Origin of the sequence: Shinella zoogloeoides (genome assembly GCF_022682305.1) — a bacterium.
Lineage (GTDB): Bacteria > Pseudomonadota > Alphaproteobacteria > Rhizobiales > Rhizobiaceae > Shinella > Shinella zoogloeoides_B.
The window spans coordinates 2,022,469-2,041,562 of record NZ_CP093528.1 but is presented as its reverse complement, the minus strand read 5'-3'; the positions used below and the strand labels follow the sequence as shown (position 1 = coordinate 2,041,562).

Below are 19,094 nucleotides of genomic sequence, written 5' to 3'. Positions count from 1 at the left end.
GCCGTTCACCCCCGATGAAGACCAAGGAGGAGTGACCCATGACGGGCCAGGCACACACCGGTCGCCCCAGCAGGCTTTTTCGCAATCTGAACGCCAAGATTGCCTCCATTCCCATGATGCTCACCGCCGTCGTCATCTTTCTCGGCGGCACGATCTGGACGGTCGTCTACTCGTTCACCAATTCCAAGCTTTTGCCGCGCGCCAAGTTCGTCGGTTTCGACCAGTACGAGCGGCTATGGAGCGCGCCGCGCTGGATCGTCTCCATCGAGAATCTCGCCATCTACGGTGTCTTCACGCTGGTCTTCAGCCTCGTGATGGGTTTCGTGCTGGCGGCGCTGATGGACCAGAAGATCCGTTTCGAGAACACGTTCCGCACGATCTTCCTCTATCCCTTCGCGCTCTCCTTCATCGTCACCGGCCTCGTCTGGCAATGGATCCTGAACCCGGAATTCGGCGTGCAGTCCGTGGTGCGCGCGCTCGGCTGGGAGAGCTTTGCCTTCGATCCGCTCTATAACGCCGAGATCGTCATCTACGGCGTGCTGATCGCCGGCCTCTGGCAGGGCACGGGTCTCGTCATGTGCCTGCTGCTCGCGGGCCTGCGCGGCATCGACGAGGATATCTGGAAGGCCGCGCGGGTCGACGGCATTCCGATGTGGAAGACCTATCTCTTCATCGTCGTTCCCATGATGCGCCCCGTCTTCATCACCACGCTCGTCATCATCGCGAGCGGCATCGTCAAGGTCTACGACCTCGTGGTGGCGCAGACGAGCGGCGGGCCGGGCATTTCGTCCGAAGTGCCGGCGAAATATGTCTACGACTACATGTTCCTCGCCCAGAACCTCGGCCAGGGCTTCGCCGCCTCCACCATGATGCTCGTCACGGTCGCCATCATCATCGTGCCATGGGCCTATCTCGAATTCGGAGGACGCAAGCGTGGCTGATACCGTCGCCCTCAAGACCGGTTCCGAGCCGTGGGGCGCAAAGCCCCGCCGCGCTCTCTCCGGCCGCAACATCATGCTCTATGGCACGCTCCTCGTCGCCGCGTTCTACTACCTGCTGCCGCTCTACGTGATGGTCGTCACCTCGCTGAAGGGCATGCCGGAAATCCGCCTCGGCAACATCTTCTCGCCGCCGGTCGAAATCACGCTCGAGCCCTGGGCCAAGGCCTGGGCGACGGCCTGCACCGGCCTCAACTGCGACGGCCTTTCGCGCGGCTTCTGGAATTCCGTGCGCATCACCGTTCCCTCGACGCTGATCTCGATCTTCGTCGCCTCGGTCAACGGCTACGCGCTCGCCAACTGGAAGTTCAAGGGGGCCGATATCTTCTTCACCATCCTTATCCTCGGCGCCTTCATTCCCTATCAGGTGATGATCTATCCCATTGTCATCGTGCTCCGGGAAATGGGCATCTACGGCACGCTCACCGGCCTCGTCATCGTGCACACGATCTTCGGCATGCCGATCCTGACGCTGCTGTTCCGCAACTACTTCTCGTCCTTGCCGGAAGAGCTGTTCAAGGCGGCGCGTATCGACGGGGCGGGGTTCTGGCAGATCTACCTGCGCATCATGCTGCCCATGTCGATGCCGATCTTCGTCGTGGCGATGATCCTGCAGATCACCGGCATCTGGAACGACTTCCTCTTCGGCGTCGTCTTCACCCGGCCGGATACCTACCCGATGACCGTGCAGCTCAACAACATCGTCAACTCCGTGCAGGGGGTGAAGGAATACAACGTCAACATGGCCGCGACCCTGCTCACCGGCGCGGTTCCGCTCATCGTCTATTTCGTGTCGGGACGGCTCTTCGTCCGCGGCATCGCCGCCGGCGCAGTCAAGGGTTAAACCATGCAGCATTCCGTCTCCATCAAGGACCTTTCGCTTTCTTTCGGCGCGGTCAACGTGTTGCAGGACCTCAACCTCGATATCGGGGAGGGCGAGTTTCTCGTGCTGCTCGGTTCTTCCGGCTGCGGCAAGTCTACCCTGCTCAACTGCATCGCCGGCCTGCTGGAGCCGACCGGCGGGCAGATCTTCATCAAGGACAAGAATGTTACCTGGGAGGAGCCGAAGGACCGCGGTATCGGTATGGTGTTCCAGTCCTATGCGCTCTATCCGCAGATGACGGTGGAGAAGAACCTTTCCTTCGGCCTGCAGGTCGCCCGCATGCCGAAGGCCGAGATCGACAGGCGCGTCGCCCGTGCCGCCGAAATCCTCCAGATCGGCCCGCTCCTGAAACGCAAGCCCTCGGCGCTCTCCGGCGGCCAGCGCCAGCGCGTGGCGATCGGCCGGGCGCTGGTGCGCGACGTCGATGTCTTCCTGTTCGACGAGCCGCTGTCCAACCTCGACGCGAAGCTGCGCTCGGAGCTGCGCGTGGAAATCAAGCGGCTGCACCAGTCGCTCAAGAACACGATGATCTACGTCACCCACGACCAGATCGAGGCGCTGACGCTGGCCGACCGCATCGCCATCATGAAGAGCGGTGTCATCCAGCAGCTCGCCGATCCGAACACGATCTACAATGCGCCGAAGAACATGTTCGTCGCCGGCTTTATCGGCTCGCCCTCGATGAATTTCCTGCGCGGGGAGATCGTGGAACGGGGTGGCAAGCCGGCCTTCACTGTGAACGGCGTCGACGTCTCTCTTGATGGCTACGCGGCCGGCGAGGCGCTTCAGCCGGGCCGCAAGGTCGTGCTCGGCGTGCGGCCGGAGCATGTGAAGGTCAACGAGGACGCTCCCGGTATCGAGTCCCATCAGGCGACCGTCGATATCGAGGAGCCGATGGGGGCGGACAACCTGCTCTGGCTGAAGCACGCCGGCCATACCATGTCCGTCCGCGTTGCCGGCGCGCGCCGCTTTGCGCCCGGCACGGCGGTGAAGCTTTCCTTCGACATGGGGTTGGCCTCGCTGTTCGATGCGGAAACGGAGGAGCGGATCTAGGGCGCGCAACCCCTTATCCGGCCTGCCGGCCACCTTCTCCTTGCCGGCGGGGAGACGGAGACTTGCGGAAATGTTGCTTTTCCCTCTCCCGGCTTGCGGGGAGAGGGGCAGGGTGAGGGGCTGGCCCCGCCCGCGAGATTTAGAGATCACACCATGACCCAGATAACCGACACCATCGACCTCTCCGGCACCTGGCGGCTCGCCAGCACCGATGCCGCCCACAGCGCGCCGATGCGCGTGCCCGGCGACGTGCACAGCGCGCTGCTTGCCGCCAGCCTCATCCCCGATCCCTATGCCGGCCGCAACGAGCGGGACGTGCAATGGGTGGCGCAGCAGGACTGGGCGATCGAGCGCAGCTTCGACCTCGCGCCCGAAATGCTGGAGGGCGACTGGTATCTCGATATCGGCAGCATCGACACCGTCGCCTCCGTCTATGTGAATGGTGTGCTGGTCGAGGACACGGACAATTGCTTCCGCCGTTACCGGCCCGACGTCACCCACGCGCTGAAGGCCGGCGAAAACACGGTGAAGGTGCTGATCCATTCCAGCATCGCGGCCGGCGCGGCGCGGCAGGCGGAGCAGCCTTTCTTCATTCCCTGGCATCCCGGCAATTCGCCGATCCCCAACGGCAATATGCTGCGCAAGCCGCAGTGCCATTTCGGCTGGGACTGGAACATCGCGCTCGCCCCGCTCGGCATCTATGGCGAGATCACCCTGCGCAAGCTGATTGTCGCCCGCATCGAGCATGTCACGACCCGGCAGTTCCACCATGCGGATGGCGCGGTCGACCTCTATGTCACCGCCACCTTCCATGCCGGGGAGCCGGGCATTATGCCGGTGCATTTCGCGCTCGGCGAGGAGCGGGTGCGGCTCGATATCGGCGTCAATGCCGGCGAGACGCAGCTCACCCACATGTTCCGCATCGAGAAGCCGGCGCTCTGGTGGCCGGCGGGGCATGGCGAGCAGGCAATCTATGTCGTGCGTGTCGAGACGCCGACCGAGACGGTCGTGCGCCGTATCGGTCTACGTCAGGTCGAGCTGATCACCGACAAGGACGAGGCCGGCAGCCGTTTCGCGCTGAAGGTCAACGGCCGTGAAATCTTCTGCCGCGGCGCGAACTGGATCCCGGCCGATGCGCTGCCCTCCCGCATCACGCCATCCGGCGTGCGCGACCTCCTGCAATCGGCCGTCGACGCCAACATGAACATGCTCCGTGTCTGGGGCGGCGGCTTCTACGAGCCGGACTGGTTCTACGATCTTTGCGACGAGCTGGGCCTGATGGTCTGGCAGGACTTCATGTTCGCCTGCAACCTCTATCCCTCGACCGTCGATTTCCTCGACAATGTCGCGGCCGAGGTGGATTATCAGGTGAGGCGTCTCGCCTCGCACCCTTCCATCGTGCTCTGGTGCGGCGATAACGAATTGGTGGGCGCATTGACCTGGTTCGATGCCAGCCGCGAGAACCGCGACCGCTACCTCGTCTCCTACGACCGCCTCAACCGCACCATCGAAGTGGCGATGAAGAAGGCTGCACCCGGCGCGATCTGGTGGCCTTCCAGCCCGGCCTCCGGCTATCTCGATTTCGGCGACGCCTGGCATGCCGACGGTTCCGGCGACATGCACTACTGGTCCGTCTGGCACGAGAACAAGTCCTTCGACAATTACCGCACCGTGCGCCCGCGCTTCTGCTCGGAATTCGGCTTCCAGTCCTACACGTCCATGCCCGTGATGAAGACCTTCGCAGAGCCGAAGGACATGAACATCGCATCCCCGGTCATGGAAAGCCACCAGAAGAATGCCGGCGGCAACGAACGCATCGCCGGCACCATGTTCCGCTACTTCCGCTTCCCGAAGGATTTTCCGAGCTTCGTCTATCTCAGCCAGATCCAGCAGGGCCTCGCCATCCGCACGGCCGTCGAATACTGGCGCTCGCTGAAGCCGCACTGCATGGGCACGCTCTACTGGCAGCTCAACGACACCTGGCCGGTCGCCTCCTGGTCGAGCCTCGACTACGGTGGAAGCTGGAAGGCCATGCACTATATGGTGCGCCGCTTCTTCCAGCCCGTCGCCGTCGCCGCCATTCCCTCGAAGGATGGCGAGACCATCGGCTTTTCTGTCGTCAACGACACAGCGGAAGCCGTCACTGTCAGGCTCGACACATGGTTCGTCTCGCTTTCCGGCGAGCGCCGGCCCTATCGCAGCGCCGAAGGCGTCTGCGGGCCGGACAAGGCGGAGATGCTGTTCTCCGTCTTTGCCGCCGACCTGCCGGAGGACACGCTGCTCTTCTGGTCCTTCGAAGCCTCGAACGGCATGAAGGGTGAGGGGCATCACGTCTCGGTCAACTACAAGGCTCTCGACCTTGAGGCCGCCGGCCTGACGCTCGACGTTTCGCCCCGCGACGACGGTGCCTTCGCCGTCAGCGCCTCCGCCACCGGCCTCGCTCTGCACGTCATGCTCGAGGCGGATGTCGCCGGCCGCTGGTCCGACAATGCCTTCGACCTGACGGCCGGCGAGCGCCGTACCGTCATCTTCACGCCGGCCGAACGTGGCGGCGCGATCCCCGAATTCCGCTGGCTCGACCTCCACTCCTGCCAGACGAATACCGAATAGTACGAGGAGACAATCATGCAGACAGTCAGCTTCCAGCTCTACAGCGCCCGCAACTTTCAGCCCTTCGCCGAAGTGTTTCGCATCCTCGCCGACGCCGGCTACAAGCAGGTGGAGGGCTACAGCGCGCTTTATGCTTCGCTCGATGATGCGGCCATCCAGCAGGTGAAGGCCGATCTCGACGCCAACGGCCTGACCATGCCGACCGCCCATTTTGGCCTCGACATGCTGGAGGCCGAGCCGGACCGCGTGATCGCGATTTGCCGCACGCTCGGCATCGAGGCGGTTTATTGCCCCTATCTGATGCCCGAGGAGCGCCCGACGGATGCCGCCGGCTGGCGCGCGCTCGGCGAGCGCCTGCAAAAGGCGGGCGAGCCGATCCGCGCCGCAGGCCTCACCTTCGGCTGGCACAACCACGATTTCGAATTCTTCACGCTGCCTGACGGCACGGTGCCGCAGGATCATCTTTTCGAGGGCGGGCCGGACCTTGCCTGGGAGGCGGATATCGCCTGGATCATCCGCGGCGGTGCCGATCCCTTTGCGTGGATCAAGAAATACGGCAGCCGCATCACGGCCGTGCACGTCAAGGACATCGCGCCGAAGGGCGAGAATGCCGACGAGGACGGCTGGGCCGATGTCGGCCACGGCACCGTTCCGTGGGCCGATCTTGTCAAGGCACTCGCCGGCTCGCCGGTCAAACACTTCATCGTCGAGCATGACAATCCGAAGGACATCACCCGGCTTGCCACCCGCTCCATCGCGACCATCAAGGCATTCTGAGGATTGACCGTCATGAGCAAGGAATACGGAGTCGGCATCATCGGCTGCGGCAACATTTCGGGCGCTTACTTCAAGCTGATCCCGACCTTCAGGAACCTGAAGCTGGTCGCCTGCGCCGATATCAACCCCGCCGCGTCCAGGGCACGCTCCGAGGAGTTCGGCGTACCGGCGCAGGAGATCGGCGATCTACTCGCCAGTCCCGAGGTGGATGTCGTCGTGAACCTGACGATCCCCGAGGCGCATTATCCGGTCTCGAAACAGGCGCTGGAGGCGGGCAAGCACGTCTATTCGGAAAAGCCCTTCGTACTCTCGCTCGAACAGGGCGAGGACCTGCGCCGCATCGCGGACGCCAGGGGGCTGAAGGTCGGCTCGGCGCCGGATACCTATCTCGGCGGCGCGCACCAGTTCGTGCGCCATCTCATCGACAGCGGCAAGCTCGGCAAGATCATGTCGGGCACGGCGCATGTGCTGGGGCCGGGCATGGAGAGCTGGCACCCGAACCCGGACTTCTTCTTTGCACCGGGCGGTGGGCCGATCCTCGACATGGGGCCGTATTACGTCAACAACCTCGTCAACCTCGTCGGCCCGGTGAAGCGCGTCGTGGCGCTCGCCAACCGGGCGCGCGAGGAGCGCGTGATCGGTAACGGCCCCCGCCTCGGGGAGAAGGTGCCGGTGGTTGTCGCGACGAACATCCACGCCATTCTCGAATTCGCCGGCGGTGCACAGGTGGCGCTGATGGCGAGCTGGGACGTCTGGGCGCATCGCCACCAGAACATGGAGCTTTACGGCACGGACGGCGCGGTCTTCGTGCCGGACCCGAATTTCTTCGGCGGGAAGGTCGAGGTCGCCGGTGACGACAAGGAGCCGAAGGAAGTGGAGGTCTGGGACCATCCGCTGACGGCGCAGAACTTCCAGTTCGATTGGGGCAAGCAGGCGAACTACCGCGGCATCGGTCTTGCCGACATGATGGAGGCGGTGACGATCGGCCGCGACTATCGCTGCTCGCTCGATCGCTCGCTGCACACGATCGACGTGCTGACGGCGATCCTGCGCTCGGCGGAAGAGGGCCGGGCGATCGACATCGTGACCACCTGTACCCAGCCGGAGGCGCTGGGCATCGAAGAGGCGCGCTCGCTGCTGCGATAAGCGTGCGCAAAGGCCGGCAAGGGGCTGAAATCCCTTGCCGGCCTGCCTTCGGCGGCTGTACGAAACACCTCCCGATTCAGACAAAGGAACGCGACCATGGCCTGGCAGCCGGCGGAAAACCGTTACGACACGATGACCTACAACCGCGTGGGACGCTCCGGCCTGAAGCTGCCGGCGATCTCGCTCGGCCTCTGGCACAATTTCGGCGACGACACGCCGCATGACCGCAAGGTCGACATGTGCCGCACGGCCTTCGACCTCGGCATCACCCATTTCGACCTCGCCAACAATTACGGCCCGCCGGCCGGCACCGCCGAGATCGCCTTCGGCGAGATCCTGCGCACCGATTTCAAGGCGCTGCGCGACGAGCTGATCATCTCCTCCAAGGCCGGCTACGACATGTGGCCGGGTCCTTACGGCGAGTGGGGCAGCCGCAAGTATCTCATCGCCTCCTGCGACCAGAGCCTGAAGCGCATGGGCCTCGACTATGTCGATATCTTCTATTCCCACCGCTTCGACCCGGATACGCCGCTGGAAGAGACCTGCGGCGCGCTCGACCATATCGTGCGCTCGGGCCGCGCGCTCTATGTCGGCATCTCCTCCTACAATTCGCAGCGCACCCGCGAGGCCGCCGCGATCCTGAAGGATCTCGGCACGCCCTGCCTCATCCACCAGCCGAGCTATTCCATGCTCAACCGCTGGGTCGAGGAGGACGGTCTCGTCGATACGCTTGAAGACCTCGGCATCGGCTCCATCGTCTTCTCGCCGCTGGCGCAGGGCATGCTGACCACTAAATATCTCGGCGGCATCCCGGGCGACAGCCGCGCGGCGCTGAACCACTTCCTCAAGAAGGATTTCATCCGCCCCGAGATCATCGACAATATCCGCAAGCTGAACGCCATCGCCGAAAAGCGTGGCCAGACGCTGGCGCAGATGGCGCTCGCCTGGGTGCTGCGCGGCGGCCGCATCACCTCCGCACTGATCGGCGCCAGCCGTTCCGCGCAGATCGTCGATTGCGTCAAGGCGCTGGAAAAGCCCGATTTCACGGCCGAGGAACTGGCCGAGATCGATGTCTACGCCAAGGAAGCCGACATCAATCTCTGGGCCAGTTCCGCGGAACGCGACTGACATTTTCAGCTCACCTGCCGGACCCAGACAGGAAAGGGGTCCGGCAGGTTCGCCCACCGGGCAGGCTCGAAACCATCAGCCTCCACGAGACAGGCATCGAGCCGGCGACGGATATCGGCTTCGTCCATCGGGTCCGCGCCGATGAAGACGAGTTCCTGCCGCCGGTCGCCCCATATTGGATCGGAATGACGGGTGATGGCGTCTTGTGCCGCACGATCCTCCGGCCAGTGCTGGCGCGGCACGGAGGCCCACCAGAGGCCGAGCCGGCCGCTCCTGACCAGCGCGCCCGCCTGGCTCATCTCCCCGACATGGTGCGGGCGGGTGGCGAGCCAGAAGAAGCCCTTGGCGCGAATGACGCCCGGCCAACTCTCGTCGAGGAAGGTTTTGAAGCGGGCAGGGTGGAAGGGGCGTTTTGCCCGGTAGACGAAGGAGCGGATGCCGTATTCCTCGGTCTCCGGCACATGGTCCCGGAAGCCGTGCAGTTCCTTGAACCACAGCGGATGCTCGCTCGCCTGCTCGAAATCGAAGCGGCCGGTGCCGAGGATATCGGCGAGTTCGACGCGGCCGAAATCCGTCTCGATGACGCGGGCGCTCGCATTGAGGCCGCCGACGATCTGGCGGGCGGCGAGGAGATCGGCGGGGTTTGCCGCGCCCGCCTTGTTGAGCACCACCACGTCGGCGAATTCGATCTGCTCGACCAGCAGTTCCACCAGCGTGCGCGTATCGCCTTCGCCGGCCGTCTCGCCGCGATCGGCGAGGAAATCCTGCGAGCCATAGTCCTTGAGGAGGTTGGCGGTGTCGACGACCGTCACCATCGTATCGAGACGGGCGACATCCGACAGGCTGCGGCCATCTTCGTCGCGGAAGTCGAACGTGGTGGCGACGGGCATCGGCTCGGAAATGCCGCTGGATTCGATCAGCAGGTAGTCGAAGCGGTCCATTTCCGCCAGGCGCCGCACCTCGTTCAGGAGGTCGTCGCGCAGCGTGCAGCAGATGCAGCCGTTCGTCATCTCGACGAGCTGTTCATCCGTGCGCGACAGGTCCGCGCCGCCGTCGCGGATGAGGGCGGCGTCGATGTTCACCTCGCTCATGTCGTTGACGATGACGGCGACGCGCAGGCCGCTGCGGTTGTTGAGGACGTGGTTCAGCAGCGTCGTCTTGCCGGCGCCCAGGAAGCCGGAGAGGACGGTGACGGGGAGGCGGTTGTCCATCGGGATTTGCCTTTAATGTTATATTATTACATTTTGATTGGCTAAAAAAGGCGGGAAAATTCCCGCCTTCTTGTGCGCTTGTTGGGAGGCCGAGTGCTCAGCCGTGCTTGCCGAGGCAATCGCGCAGGGATGTCGCGATGCTCTTCATCAGGGTGAAGTAGAGGTCCGGGCCGGGATCGAGCGTGGCCGCTTCGGGGTCGAGCGTGCCGGACTTTGCCGGCGTGCCCTCGATCACCACGTTCACCAGCTTCGGCTCGAACTGCGGTTCGGCGAAGACGCAGGTGGCGCCGAGGGTCTTTACCTTGTCGCGGATCTGGGTCAGGCGCTCCGCGCCGGGCAGGGTTTCCGGGCTGACGGTGATCGAGCCGGCCGCGAGCACGCCGTAATGGTGCTCGAAATATTGATAGGCGTCGTGGAAGACGATGAAGGGCTTGTCCTTGATCGGAGCGACCGTCTCGGCGAGTTCCTTGTCGAGCGCGGCGAGCTTATCGTTCAGGCTGGCCAGGTTCCTGTTGTAGGTCTCGGCATTGGCGGGGTCCTTTTCTGCAAGTACCTTGGCGGCCTCGGCGGCGATGGCGCGGGCATTTTCCGGGCTCAGCCACAGGTGCATGTCGAATTCGCCGTGCTCATGGCCCTCGTGTCCGGCTTCCTCGCCATGCTCTTGGCCTTCGGCCTCCTTGGCATGATCGTGGCCATCGGTGTCGTGGGAATGGCCTTCATGGGCGTGATCGTGGCCTTCCTCGCCCTCATGCGTATGCGCCTCGAAGGGACCGCCCTCGCGGAAGGGCAGCTTTTCAAGGCCCGGCGCGTCCTCCAGTTCGACGACGGTCGCCTTGCCGCCGAGCGATTCCAGCGGCTTTTCCAGGAAGGCCTCCAGCCCGTGGCCGACCCAGAAGATGACGTCGGCATCCTGCAGGGCGGCGGCATTGGAGGGCTTGAGCGAATAGGTGTGCGGCGAGGCCGCACCCTCCACGATGAGGCCTGGTTCCCCGACGCCCTGCATGATCGCGGAAACAAGCGAATGGATCGGCTTGATCGAGACGACCACGCTGGGTGCTTCGGCCCGCGCCGCGGCTGCGCCGGCGGCGAAAAGGGCAGTGGAAAGAAGGAGGGTGCGAACGGCCTTTTGCATGGGATCTCCGTCTTGAATGGAAATGTAATGTTATTACATCAATTGCGTTATGCTATAACGTGTGCCATATCGAGTGGCAACAGGCTTTTGGAAAAATCATGCTGCAGACCCCGAACAGGACCGCTCCGCCGCTCGTCTCCCTTTCCGGCGTCGGCGTGCGCCGCCAGGGCCGCTGGCTCGTGCGCGGCGTGGAGTTCTCCATCGCGCCCGGCGAGATCGTCACGCTGATCGGCCCAAACGGCTCCGGCAAGTCGACTACCGCCAAGACGGCGATCGGCGTCATGAAGGCGGATGAGGGCAGGGTGGAGCGCAAGGCCGGGCTGAAGGTCGGCTATGTGCCGCAGAAGCTCGCCGTCGACTGGACCATGCCGCTGACAGTCGACCGGCTGATGACATTGACCTCCCCGCTGAAGGGTGCTGAGATTGATGCCGCGCTTGAGGCGACGGGTATCCGCCATCTCGCGCGCGCCGAGGTGCAGCATCTTTCGGGCGGCGAGTTCCAGCGCGCGCTGCTTGCCCGCGCCATCGCCCGCAAGCCCGATCTTCTCGTGCTCGACGAGCCGGTGCAGGGCGTCGATTTTTCCGGCGAGATCGCGCTCTACGATCTCATCAAGACCATCCGCAATTCGACCGGCTGCGGCATCCTGCTCATCTCGCATGACCTGCATGTCGTGATGGCCGAGACGGACACCGTCATCTGCCTCAACGGCCATGTCTGCTGCCGTGGCACGCCCGATATCGTCAGCCAAAGCCCGGAATATCTGCGCCTTTTCGGTGCCCGGGCCGGCCAGACGCTCGCGCTCTATAACCACAATCACGACCATACGCATCTGCCCGACGGCCGCGTGCTGCATGCCGACGGCTCGATCACCGACAATTGCCGGCCGGACGACGGCCACCATGCCGTCGATATCCTGCCTTCCGGCGGGCGGGCCGGGCGGATGCGCCTCGGCCATGTGCACGGGCCGAACTGTGGCTGCGACCACGAGGCGGCAGGCAGCAAGGAGCCGCGCGATGCTTGACGATTTCTTCATCCGCGCCCTCGTCGCCGGCATCGGCCTTGCACTGACCGCCGGGCCGCTCGGCTGCTTCGTCGTCTGGCGGCGCATGGCGTATTTCGGCGATACGATGGCCCATTCGGCGCTGCTCGGCGTCGCGCTGTCGCTGCTGATGGATTCCAACCTGCTGCTCAGCGTCTTCATCGTCGCGGCGACAGTCTCCGTGTTGTTGCTGCTGCTCCAGAAGCGCGGCACGCTCTCCACCGATGCGCTGCTCGGCATCCTCTCCCATGCGACGCTCGCCATCGGCCTCGTCATGGTCTCCTTCATGACATGGGTGCGTATCGACCTCGTCGGATTCCTTTTCGGCGATATCCTCGCGGTCTCGCGCGCCGATGTGGACCTCGTCTGGGGCGGCGGCATCCTCGTCACCTTCGCGATCATCTGGATGTGGCGTCCGCTGATCGCCTCGACGGTCAATCCGGAACTGGCGGAGGCCGAGGGCATGCAGCCGGAGAAGACGCGGCTCGTCTTCATGCTGCTGATGGCGCTCGTCATCGCCATCGCCATGAAGATCGTCGGTATCCTGCTGATCACCTCGCTGCTGATCATTCCCGCCGCGACGGCGCGGCGGTTCTCCACCAGTCCGGAAATCATGGCCTTGCTCGCCTCCGTCATCGGGGCGCTGGCGGTTGTCGGCGGGCTGTTCGGTTCCCTGAAATTCGACACGCCTTCCGGTCCCTCCATCGTGGTCGCAGCGCTTGGCCTGTTCATTCTAAGCCTGCTGACGAAGCCGAGGATGGGCGCAGTGGCGGCAAGCGAAGGAGGTCGTGCATGACCATGCAGCAATTGACGCGCAACCAGGGCCTCGTTTTCGACGTGCTGACGCATTCCGAAGGCCCGCTCAGCGCCTATTCCATCCTCGACAAGCTGCGCGACAGCGGTTTTCGCGCGCCGCTGCAGGTCTACCGGGCGCTCGACAAGCTGCTGGAATTCGGCCTCGTGCATCGCCTCGAAAGCATGAACGCCTTCGTCGCCTGCGCCCATCCGGACGAGGGCTGCCATGCCCATGGCCTGACGGCCTTCATGATCTGCGAGACCTGCGGCGATGTCGTGGAATTCCACGATCACATGATCGAGGACCGGCTGAAGGGCTTTGCGAAAGACCGCAACTTCAAGACCGGCAAGACGACCATCGAGATCCGCGGCACCTGCGCCGGCTGCGCCTAGACGATCGCTTTGAGGCCCCTCTTGAAGCGCTGCCAGTTGCGCACATAGCTTTCGGCCGATTTCTTCAAGCCTTCCACGGCCTCCGCATCCAGCGTGCGGATGGCCTTGGCCGGCGAGCCGACGATCAGGGAATTGTCCGGAAAGACCTTGCCTTCCGTCACCAGCGCATTGGCGCCGACGAGGCAGTTGTTGCCGATGACGGCGCCGTTCAGCACCGTCGCGCCCATGCCGATGAGCGAATTGTTGCCGATGGTGCAGCCGTGGATGATGGCGCTGTGGCCGATGGTGCAGCCTTCGCCGATGATGACCGGCTTGCCGGGGTCGGTATGCACGACGACGCCTTCCTGGATGTTCGAGCGCGCGCCGACGATGATCGGCTCGTTGTCGCCGCGCAGCGTCGCGCCGAACCAGATGCCGACATCTTCGCCGAGGATGACCTTGCCGATGACATTGGCATCCGGCGCCACCCAGTAGCGGTCGTCCGCGGGAAGCGTGGGCGTCCGGTCGTCAAGGGCGTAGAGCGGCATGGGTTCCTCCTTCGAATCCTCGGTGGCAGTCTAGCACCCATCCCGCCGGGCGGGGAAAGGCCGAGGGTGGTTTTTCCCGGCCATATGGAGTATGAGCCGCGCCATGACGAAGACAGGCACATTCTACCAGCAGGCCGTGAAGACGGGGACGAAGATCTTCGCCACCGCGCCGATGATCGACTGGAGTGATCGGGCGTACCGCGTCTTCGCGCGGCAGCTCACCAAGCACGCGCTGCTCTTCACCGAGATGATCGTCGCGGACGCGATCCTGCGCGGCAACCGCGACCGGCTGCTCGGCTTCGACGCGGTGGAACAGCCGGTGGCGCTGCAGCTCGGCGGCAACAGCCCGGAAAAGCTGGCGGAAGCGGCGCGGATCGGCGAGGGGTTCGGCTATGCCGAGATCAACCTCAATGTCGGCTGCCCCTCGGACCGGGTGCAATCCGGCACCTTCGGCGCCTGCCTGATGCGCGAGCCCGATCTGGTGGCCGATTGCGTGGCTGCGATGAAGGCGGTCGTTGCCATTCCCGTGACCGTGAAGTGCCGCATCGGCGTCGATGACCAGGATCCGGAAGTGGCGCTACGCGATCTCGTTTCGCGGGTGAAGGCGGCTGGCACGGATGCCGTCTGGGTCCATGCGCGCAAGGCCTGGCTGCAGGGGCTTTCGCCGAAGGAGAATCGCGATATCCCGCCGCTCGACTATGATCTGGTTCGGCGGCTGAAGGCGGAAAACCCGAATCTTTTCATAGGTCTCAATGGCGGGCTTCATAGTTTGAGTCAGGCTGTTGAAGAGATGGATGGCCTCGATGGTGTCATGCTCGGAAGGGCTGCCTATCAGGATAGCTGCGTTCTGACGGGCGTGGATGAATTTTTTCCGCATCCGCTTCTGGGTGGCCGGCCCTCCGGCATGTCTTCCGGCCCGCAGGCGCTTCCGGTCGCCTATTGGGAGGCGGTGCGGGACGGCATGATGGCCTATGCGGGCGAGGTGATCGCACGCGGCGGCCGGGTGGCGCATGTGACGCGGCATATGGTCGGGCTGTTCCAGGGGTTTCCGGGCGCACGGCGCTACCGGCAGATCCTTTCGGCCGACGCCACGAAGCCGGGCGCGGGGCCGGAGGTGATCGCGGCGGCTTTCGCGGCGGTGCTGGCGGCGCGGGGCGAGGTCGAGGCGGCGGAGTAGCGCTTTCTGTGCATCGTCGCGGCGTCACCACAATTTCGTCCCCTCCGGGTCGGAAAACGGCGTAGATAACGAACGACGCAATGCAGAAGCAGGTCCGGCAAAAGTGCGCAGCGGTTTTGCGTCCGGACTTGCGAAAGACAGGCAGAAACAGACAGGTGGCCGCGTGATCGATCCCTACGCCATGCTCGGACTTGAGCGCGATGCCGATGACGGCGCGGTCAAGACCGCCTATCGCAAGGCCGCCAAGGGCATGCATCCCGATTCGGGCGGCGATGCCGACCAGTTCGCCCGCCTGCAGGCCTGCTACGACCTCCTGCGCGACCCCGTGCGCCGCAAGGTCTTCGACGACACCGGCTTCGACCCGCAGCTTGCCGATCCGCGCGACCTCAAGGGCCTGATGCTGCTCGAACCGCTGGTCAACGACGTCATCCTCGACGAGCGCGAGCCGGGCAGCTTCGATCCGCTGGCGGCGATGCGCCGCAAACTCTCCGACGACATCGTCAAGAGCCGCTTCCACATCCTCGAACTGGAACGTCACCGCAACCGCGTGCGCCAGCATATCGACCGCCTCGGCCGCAAGGCCGGCACGGACTTTCTGGGCTCCATGCTGCGCGCCCGCTCGCAGTCGATCACCGAGGCGATCCGCAATGCGGAAGGGCAGATCCAGGCCATCGAGCAGGCCTATACCATGCTGGAAGGCTATTCCTACGAACTGGCCGCGGCGCTGGAGCCCATGAAGGGCGAGGCGGCGGAATAGGCCGCCCCACCACCCCGGACATTACCATTTCAGCGGCGGCGAAAACCCGTCCCGGTCCGCCGGCGGTCGCTTTTCGCGTATCCCGGCGAAGCGGCGGAACTCGCGCAGCCTCTCGCCCCGCAGGAGCGGGCGGGTGATCTCCACGGCGGCGTCCTGAAGCGCCCGCTCGTCGCGCCAGGAGGAGGCGAAGAACAGCTTGCTGTCCCGCCGACCATAATCGCGCACATCGCGAACCTGCTCGGCAAGCTGGTCGAAAAGCGCGCGCTGGCCGGCGTCGAGATTGGCGAGGCAGCAGGGCTGCTGCGTCTTGCGGAAAAACCAGGCGCAGCGTTTCTGCCGCCGGCAGGAGCGGTGGCGGCAGACGCGCTCCGGCATAGCGAGCATCTCGGCGGTGCGGGCGAGCAGCGCGGCGTCGAGCGGGGGCAGTCTGGATCGGTCGAACATGGCAACTCCTTGTGGTAGAGAGGTGAGGGAGGCGCATCGCGCCGGCCGCGCCGGTGGCGGACATGCGCCAGCGTTCCCGCGCGAAAAACATCGCCGGGGTTTGCGCATGAAACTTCGGACGGGGCGCTGAAAGCTGCCGGGTCAGAAGTAGAAATGGCACCTTTCAGCGCCCCGTTCGGTGGTTTTTGCCCGCGACTTGGGTCTCTCTGCAAAGGCCGGGTCCGGCGGCGGTTGGCCGTCGGTTTCCGGGGCGGGCTCCTTCCGGTTTTGGCGCACCGGACCGGGCGCTCGTTCGCTCCCGCTCCGGGCGGAAAGGTTTTCACCTTTCCCGGAAAAACATCACCCCGGCGGACGATGCCGACGCCGTCCGCCAGTCCCAGCCCCCTTGTGTGCCGCACAGGCACGCCCGGCGCGCCGTTCGGGGATGAAACCACGGGGCCGGTCCGACGCCCCGCCGTTTCCCCCGTGTCGCCGGAGGGAGACCATTTTCCGCAGGCCCCTGGGCGAAGGCCTACGTCCTTCCTCCACCCAAAGCACCGACCCCGCCTCGCCGCAACGCCTTGCGGTGTATCCGCGGCGGGATGAGGGAAGTATCGCATGGGTTTTTGGGGGCGGGGAAAATCAGAACAAAATAAGTGATGCTTAGATCGAAAATCCAAGATCGATGCCAGAGAGGAAGGCATGAAGCCGGTTACGTGGGATTTGGAAAATTGACTGAGGTGGTTGCCCGCTGATTATTTCGAGGCTTTTTAGCTGCTTCAGTCCGACGGGTGGATCAATATACGCGGCAAGAAGATAGTTAATCACTTTAACCGGCGCTTCAAAAGATGCCTGCCATTTTTCCAAATCTCTTTCGCTATAGACAGAACGACCGCCCGCTAACTGCAAAAGCTCTCTAGTGGAGTGAGCCAACGTCACGTCTTCCAATATTCCTAAAGCAGAAATGGATTGGGATGGAGGATATTGTGATTTTCCCTTATAGAATAACAATATAGACCCGGGAGGCCCTAAATTCGAGGGGGCCCGACAAAGATAAACTTTCCTAATCGTATTGCCTGGGCGTCTAGGCCCACCATCAATTCCTAGAGAGGAAAATAGATCAAACTGAATCTGCTGCTTCAGGTCAGGATAAAGTATGTCGTGATAATTCTCTTTAATTGGAATTCCGAATGCTTCGACATCATTTGCAATAGAAAATCTTGGGTAATTTAATCGATGAACTTCAAATAGGTTTTCATTTTTTTTAGGCTGTAGTGCCTCTCCAGATATCGTTTTCTCATATATCCTCTCTCCGTCTTCTTTTGTTTCGGTGTGTCGAAAACCAAAATATTCCAAAAGATCAATTAGTGATGTTTGTCCATCGTATGTTGTAATGTATATCAAGTCATATCTATTTTTCTGAGCGAACCAGAATGACTTCTTTAGTAGAAGTTCCCCAAGCTTTAATCCTCTCTTTTCTGGGCGAACTTTTAGCGTGCATATTTTAAGTATTTTCTCAGCTTTTGTTTTTGCATCTGTGTCAGCAGCCTTCTCATCTTTTCTAACCAGTAGGCCTGCGATGCCATCGTCTTCTACAATCCAGCAAAGGCGCCTCTGCTTTATGCATTTGTTTGTCCACCAATCATTGAATCCAGGATAGTCTTCCCGAAGACTATCAAAAATTGTATCATTTAAAGGTATGGAATGGGCGTAGACCTCCTCTATAAAACGTACAGGAGCTTCAATAGGCTCGAAAGTTGTCTTAACCAGTTGAACTGCATCGGCGACATATAGTACCCGACGGCCAAGTTCAGCCGAATAGCGTCTAGCACGCTCGTGGAGGCCTCTGTCTTGAGTAACAAGAAAATCTACCGCACCAATTTGAAGTGAGTGCAATAATGTTGCGTCAACAATATCGTTGTGTTTATTTAACGGCCCGAATTGATCTTTTAGGTCAGATACCGTTAATCCGCGAACTTTAGAAATGCTTTGAAATTTTTGTATTTTGCTGAGAGATATTGCGCGTCTCTCGACGTTTTTATCTCTTCTTATGTCATCGCAAGCGGATTCGTGCACAAAAATATCAAATTTATGCTTCGATGCCAGGTTGATGAAGGCAGAGAAGGCCGGTTCAACCGTTCTATTATCTTCCAGATGGATGATTACATTTGTATCAATCAGGTATGTTGATGTGCTCATGCCGGAGCGCCTTTTGAAGGTCTGGCTTCGCATAAAGGAAAGACTGCGGAGCTTGAAATCCAAATCGCTCCTTTAATTCAGATAAAGTCAAGGGTTTAACAAATTCACGCGGATTCAGTATTCGGAGAGCGAATCCCTCACTTACACCATCAAAATAGTGATCAAAATCGCTTTTGTTAATGTATGCGTTTGACCCATGCTTCTTCCAAAGGCTGGATAGGGGTAGCCGTTCAACACTGCATAGCTCTGCTGTCCCAACGAGCGCCATCACTGGGGATGTAGAGTATATGTATATTTTTGATCCGGCTGTCTTTTCCGTGGGGAATCTCCGCCTTAGTTCAATTGTTTTTCTTCCGTCAAGTATTTTTTCGGAGTAAAATGGTTTTATGCTGAGAATTATTTCCTTCTTGTCGTGTTGTGTATTATCAAGAAGCGAGAATCTATATTGGTCGTTTTCCTCGTCGAAGGATTCTGATTTTTGATTGTTTTTTTCGCTGTATCCCGATTCCTTGGAAAACGTTGCGTCTATCCTTAAGCTTGCACCAAGCGCTCTAACGTATTGTTCTAGGTGCGATATCTGAACGTCACCGTGATTTTCGATGTTTGAGATCGTGGCTCGTTGAACCCCAAGCTGATTCGCAATCTCAAGTTGCGATAAGCCAATTGCTTGGCGTAGTGCCCTTAATGATTGTCCGACGACGCGTCCGGCATCGCTGTTTCCGACGCGTACTGCGTCAACAACTTCATCGTTGCCGAGTTTCATTGAGTCGATTTCCTTAAAGAATCAATTTTCGCGAACTATTCCGTTAAGGGAATGTCTCGTCAATGTAATAGCCCCCCCTGGG

The 19,094-nt window shown here is 61.8% G+C and carries 18 protein-coding genes; 12 read left to right on the top strand and 6 right to left on the bottom strand.

The window, feature by feature from the left end; translation table 11 throughout:
- Positions 1-38: 38 nt before the first annotated feature.
- From MOE34_RS10395 to mgrA, 7 genes are all read left to right on the top strand, one after another.
- Entirely contained in the window at positions 39-941 is a 903-nt protein-coding gene (locus tag MOE34_RS10395) for a carbohydrate ABC transporter permease (protein WP_242223449.1), read from the top strand.
- Positions 910-1,842: a carbohydrate ABC transporter permease gene (locus MOE34_RS10390; RefSeq protein WP_431522437.1), complete on the top strand. Its 933-nt coding sequence runs from the start codon at positions 910-912 to the stop codon at positions 1,840-1,842. The genes MOE34_RS10395 and MOE34_RS10390 overlap by 32 nt, the downstream gene beginning before the upstream one ends.
- Positions 1,843-1,845: 3 nt before the next feature.
- Positions 1,846-2,934 carry an ABC transporter ATP-binding protein gene (locus MOE34_RS10385; protein ID WP_242223445.1) on the top strand — a complete coding sequence of 363 codons (1,089 nt, stop codon included), beginning with the start codon at positions 1,846-1,848 and terminating at the stop codon, positions 2,932-2,934.
- 153 nt (positions 2,935-3,087) lie between these two features.
- Complete coding sequence (locus MOE34_RS10380; protein ID WP_242223443.1) at positions 3,088-5,544, top strand: beta-mannosidase; 2,457 nt, start codon at positions 3,088-3,090, stop codon at positions 5,542-5,544.
- Between the two features lie 15 nt (positions 5,545-5,559).
- Entirely contained in the window at positions 5,560-6,321 is a 762-nt protein-coding gene (locus MOE34_RS10375) for a sugar phosphate isomerase/epimerase family protein (protein ID WP_242223441.1), read from the top strand.
- A gap of 12 nt (positions 6,322-6,333) precedes the next feature.
- Entirely contained in the window at positions 6,334-7,467 is a 1,134-nt protein-coding gene (locus tag MOE34_RS10370; protein WP_242223439.1) for a Gfo/Idh/MocA family protein, read from the top strand.
- A 96-nt stretch (positions 7,468-7,563) separates the two neighbouring features.
- Positions 7,564-8,595 carry an L-glyceraldehyde 3-phosphate reductase gene (gene mgrA, locus MOE34_RS10365; RefSeq protein WP_242223437.1) on the top strand — a complete coding sequence of 344 codons (1,032 nt, stop codon included), beginning with the start codon at positions 7,564-7,566 and terminating at the stop codon, positions 8,593-8,595.
- A 5-nt stretch (positions 8,596-8,600) separates the two neighbouring features.
- On the opposite strand, the gene zigA is transcribed toward mgrA, so the two are convergent.
- A complete protein-coding gene (gene zigA, locus MOE34_RS10360; RefSeq protein WP_242223435.1) occupies positions 8,601-9,806 on the bottom strand; it encodes a zinc metallochaperone GTPase ZigA in 1,206 nt (401 codons plus the stop codon).
- Positions 9,807-9,903: 97 nt separating this feature from the next.
- Positions 9,904-10,938, bottom strand: a complete 1,035-nt coding sequence (gene znuA, locus MOE34_RS10355; protein WP_242223433.1) for a zinc ABC transporter substrate-binding protein ZnuA — start codon at positions 10,936-10,938, stop codon at positions 9,904-9,906.
- A gap of 98 nt (positions 10,939-11,036) precedes the next feature.
- Between znuA and MOE34_RS10350 the strand changes: the two genes are divergently transcribed.
- The 3 genes from MOE34_RS10350 to MOE34_RS10340 are packed head-to-tail and all read left to right on the top strand — an operon-like array spanning position 11,037 to position 13,166.
- Positions 11,037-11,960: an ATP-binding cassette domain-containing protein gene (locus MOE34_RS10350; protein WP_242223431.1), complete on the top strand. Its 924-nt coding sequence runs from the start codon at positions 11,037-11,039 to the stop codon at positions 11,958-11,960.
- A complete protein-coding gene (locus MOE34_RS10345) occupies positions 11,953-12,774 on the top strand; it encodes a metal ABC transporter permease (protein WP_242223429.1) in 822 nt (273 codons plus the stop codon). Before MOE34_RS10350 ends, MOE34_RS10345 begins: the two co-directional genes overlap by 8 nt.
- A complete protein-coding gene (locus MOE34_RS10340) occupies positions 12,771-13,166 on the top strand; it encodes a Fur family transcriptional regulator (RefSeq protein WP_119256145.1) in 396 nt (131 codons plus the stop codon). Before MOE34_RS10345 ends, MOE34_RS10340 begins: the two co-directional genes overlap by 4 nt.
- Here MOE34_RS10340 and MOE34_RS10335 read toward each other — a convergent pair.
- Positions 13,163-13,693: a gamma carbonic anhydrase family protein gene (locus MOE34_RS10335; protein WP_242223427.1), complete on the bottom strand. Its 531-nt coding sequence runs from the start codon at positions 13,691-13,693 to the stop codon at positions 13,163-13,165. The two genes, MOE34_RS10340 and MOE34_RS10335, sit on opposite strands and share 4 nt — an antisense overlap.
- Before the next feature lie 103 nt (positions 13,694-13,796).
- Here MOE34_RS10335 and dusA point away from each other — a divergent pair, with 103 nt between their 5' ends.
- Positions 13,797-14,870 (top strand): tRNA dihydrouridine(20/20a) synthase DusA, encoded by a 1,074-nt coding sequence (dusA, locus tag MOE34_RS10330; protein WP_242223425.1) that lies wholly within the window; start codon positions 13,797-13,799, stop codon positions 14,868-14,870.
- Positions 14,871-15,051: 181 nt separating this feature from the next.
- On the top strand, positions 15,052-15,627 hold the full coding sequence (locus MOE34_RS10325; protein WP_119256393.1) for a J domain-containing protein: 576 nt from the start codon (positions 15,052-15,054) through the stop codon (positions 15,625-15,627).
- A gap of 21 nt (positions 15,628-15,648) precedes the next feature.
- On the opposite strand, the gene MOE34_RS10320 is transcribed toward MOE34_RS10325, so the two are convergent.
- From MOE34_RS10320 to MOE34_RS10310, 3 genes are all read right to left on the bottom strand, one after another.
- On the bottom strand, positions 15,649-16,071 hold the full coding sequence (locus MOE34_RS10320) for a hypothetical protein (RefSeq protein WP_242223422.1): 423 nt from the start codon (positions 16,069-16,071) through the stop codon (positions 15,649-15,651).
- Positions 16,072-16,713: 642 nt separating this feature from the next.
- Entirely contained in the window at positions 16,714-18,249 is a 1,536-nt protein-coding gene (locus tag MOE34_RS10315; RefSeq protein ID WP_242223421.1) for a GNAT family N-acetyltransferase, read from the bottom strand.
- A complete protein-coding gene (locus MOE34_RS10310) occupies positions 18,224-19,012 on the bottom strand; it encodes a helix-turn-helix domain-containing protein (protein ID WP_242223419.1) in 789 nt (262 codons plus the stop codon). Before MOE34_RS10310 ends, MOE34_RS10315 begins: the two co-directional genes overlap by 26 nt.
- Between the last annotated feature and the right edge of the window lie 82 nt (positions 19,013-19,094).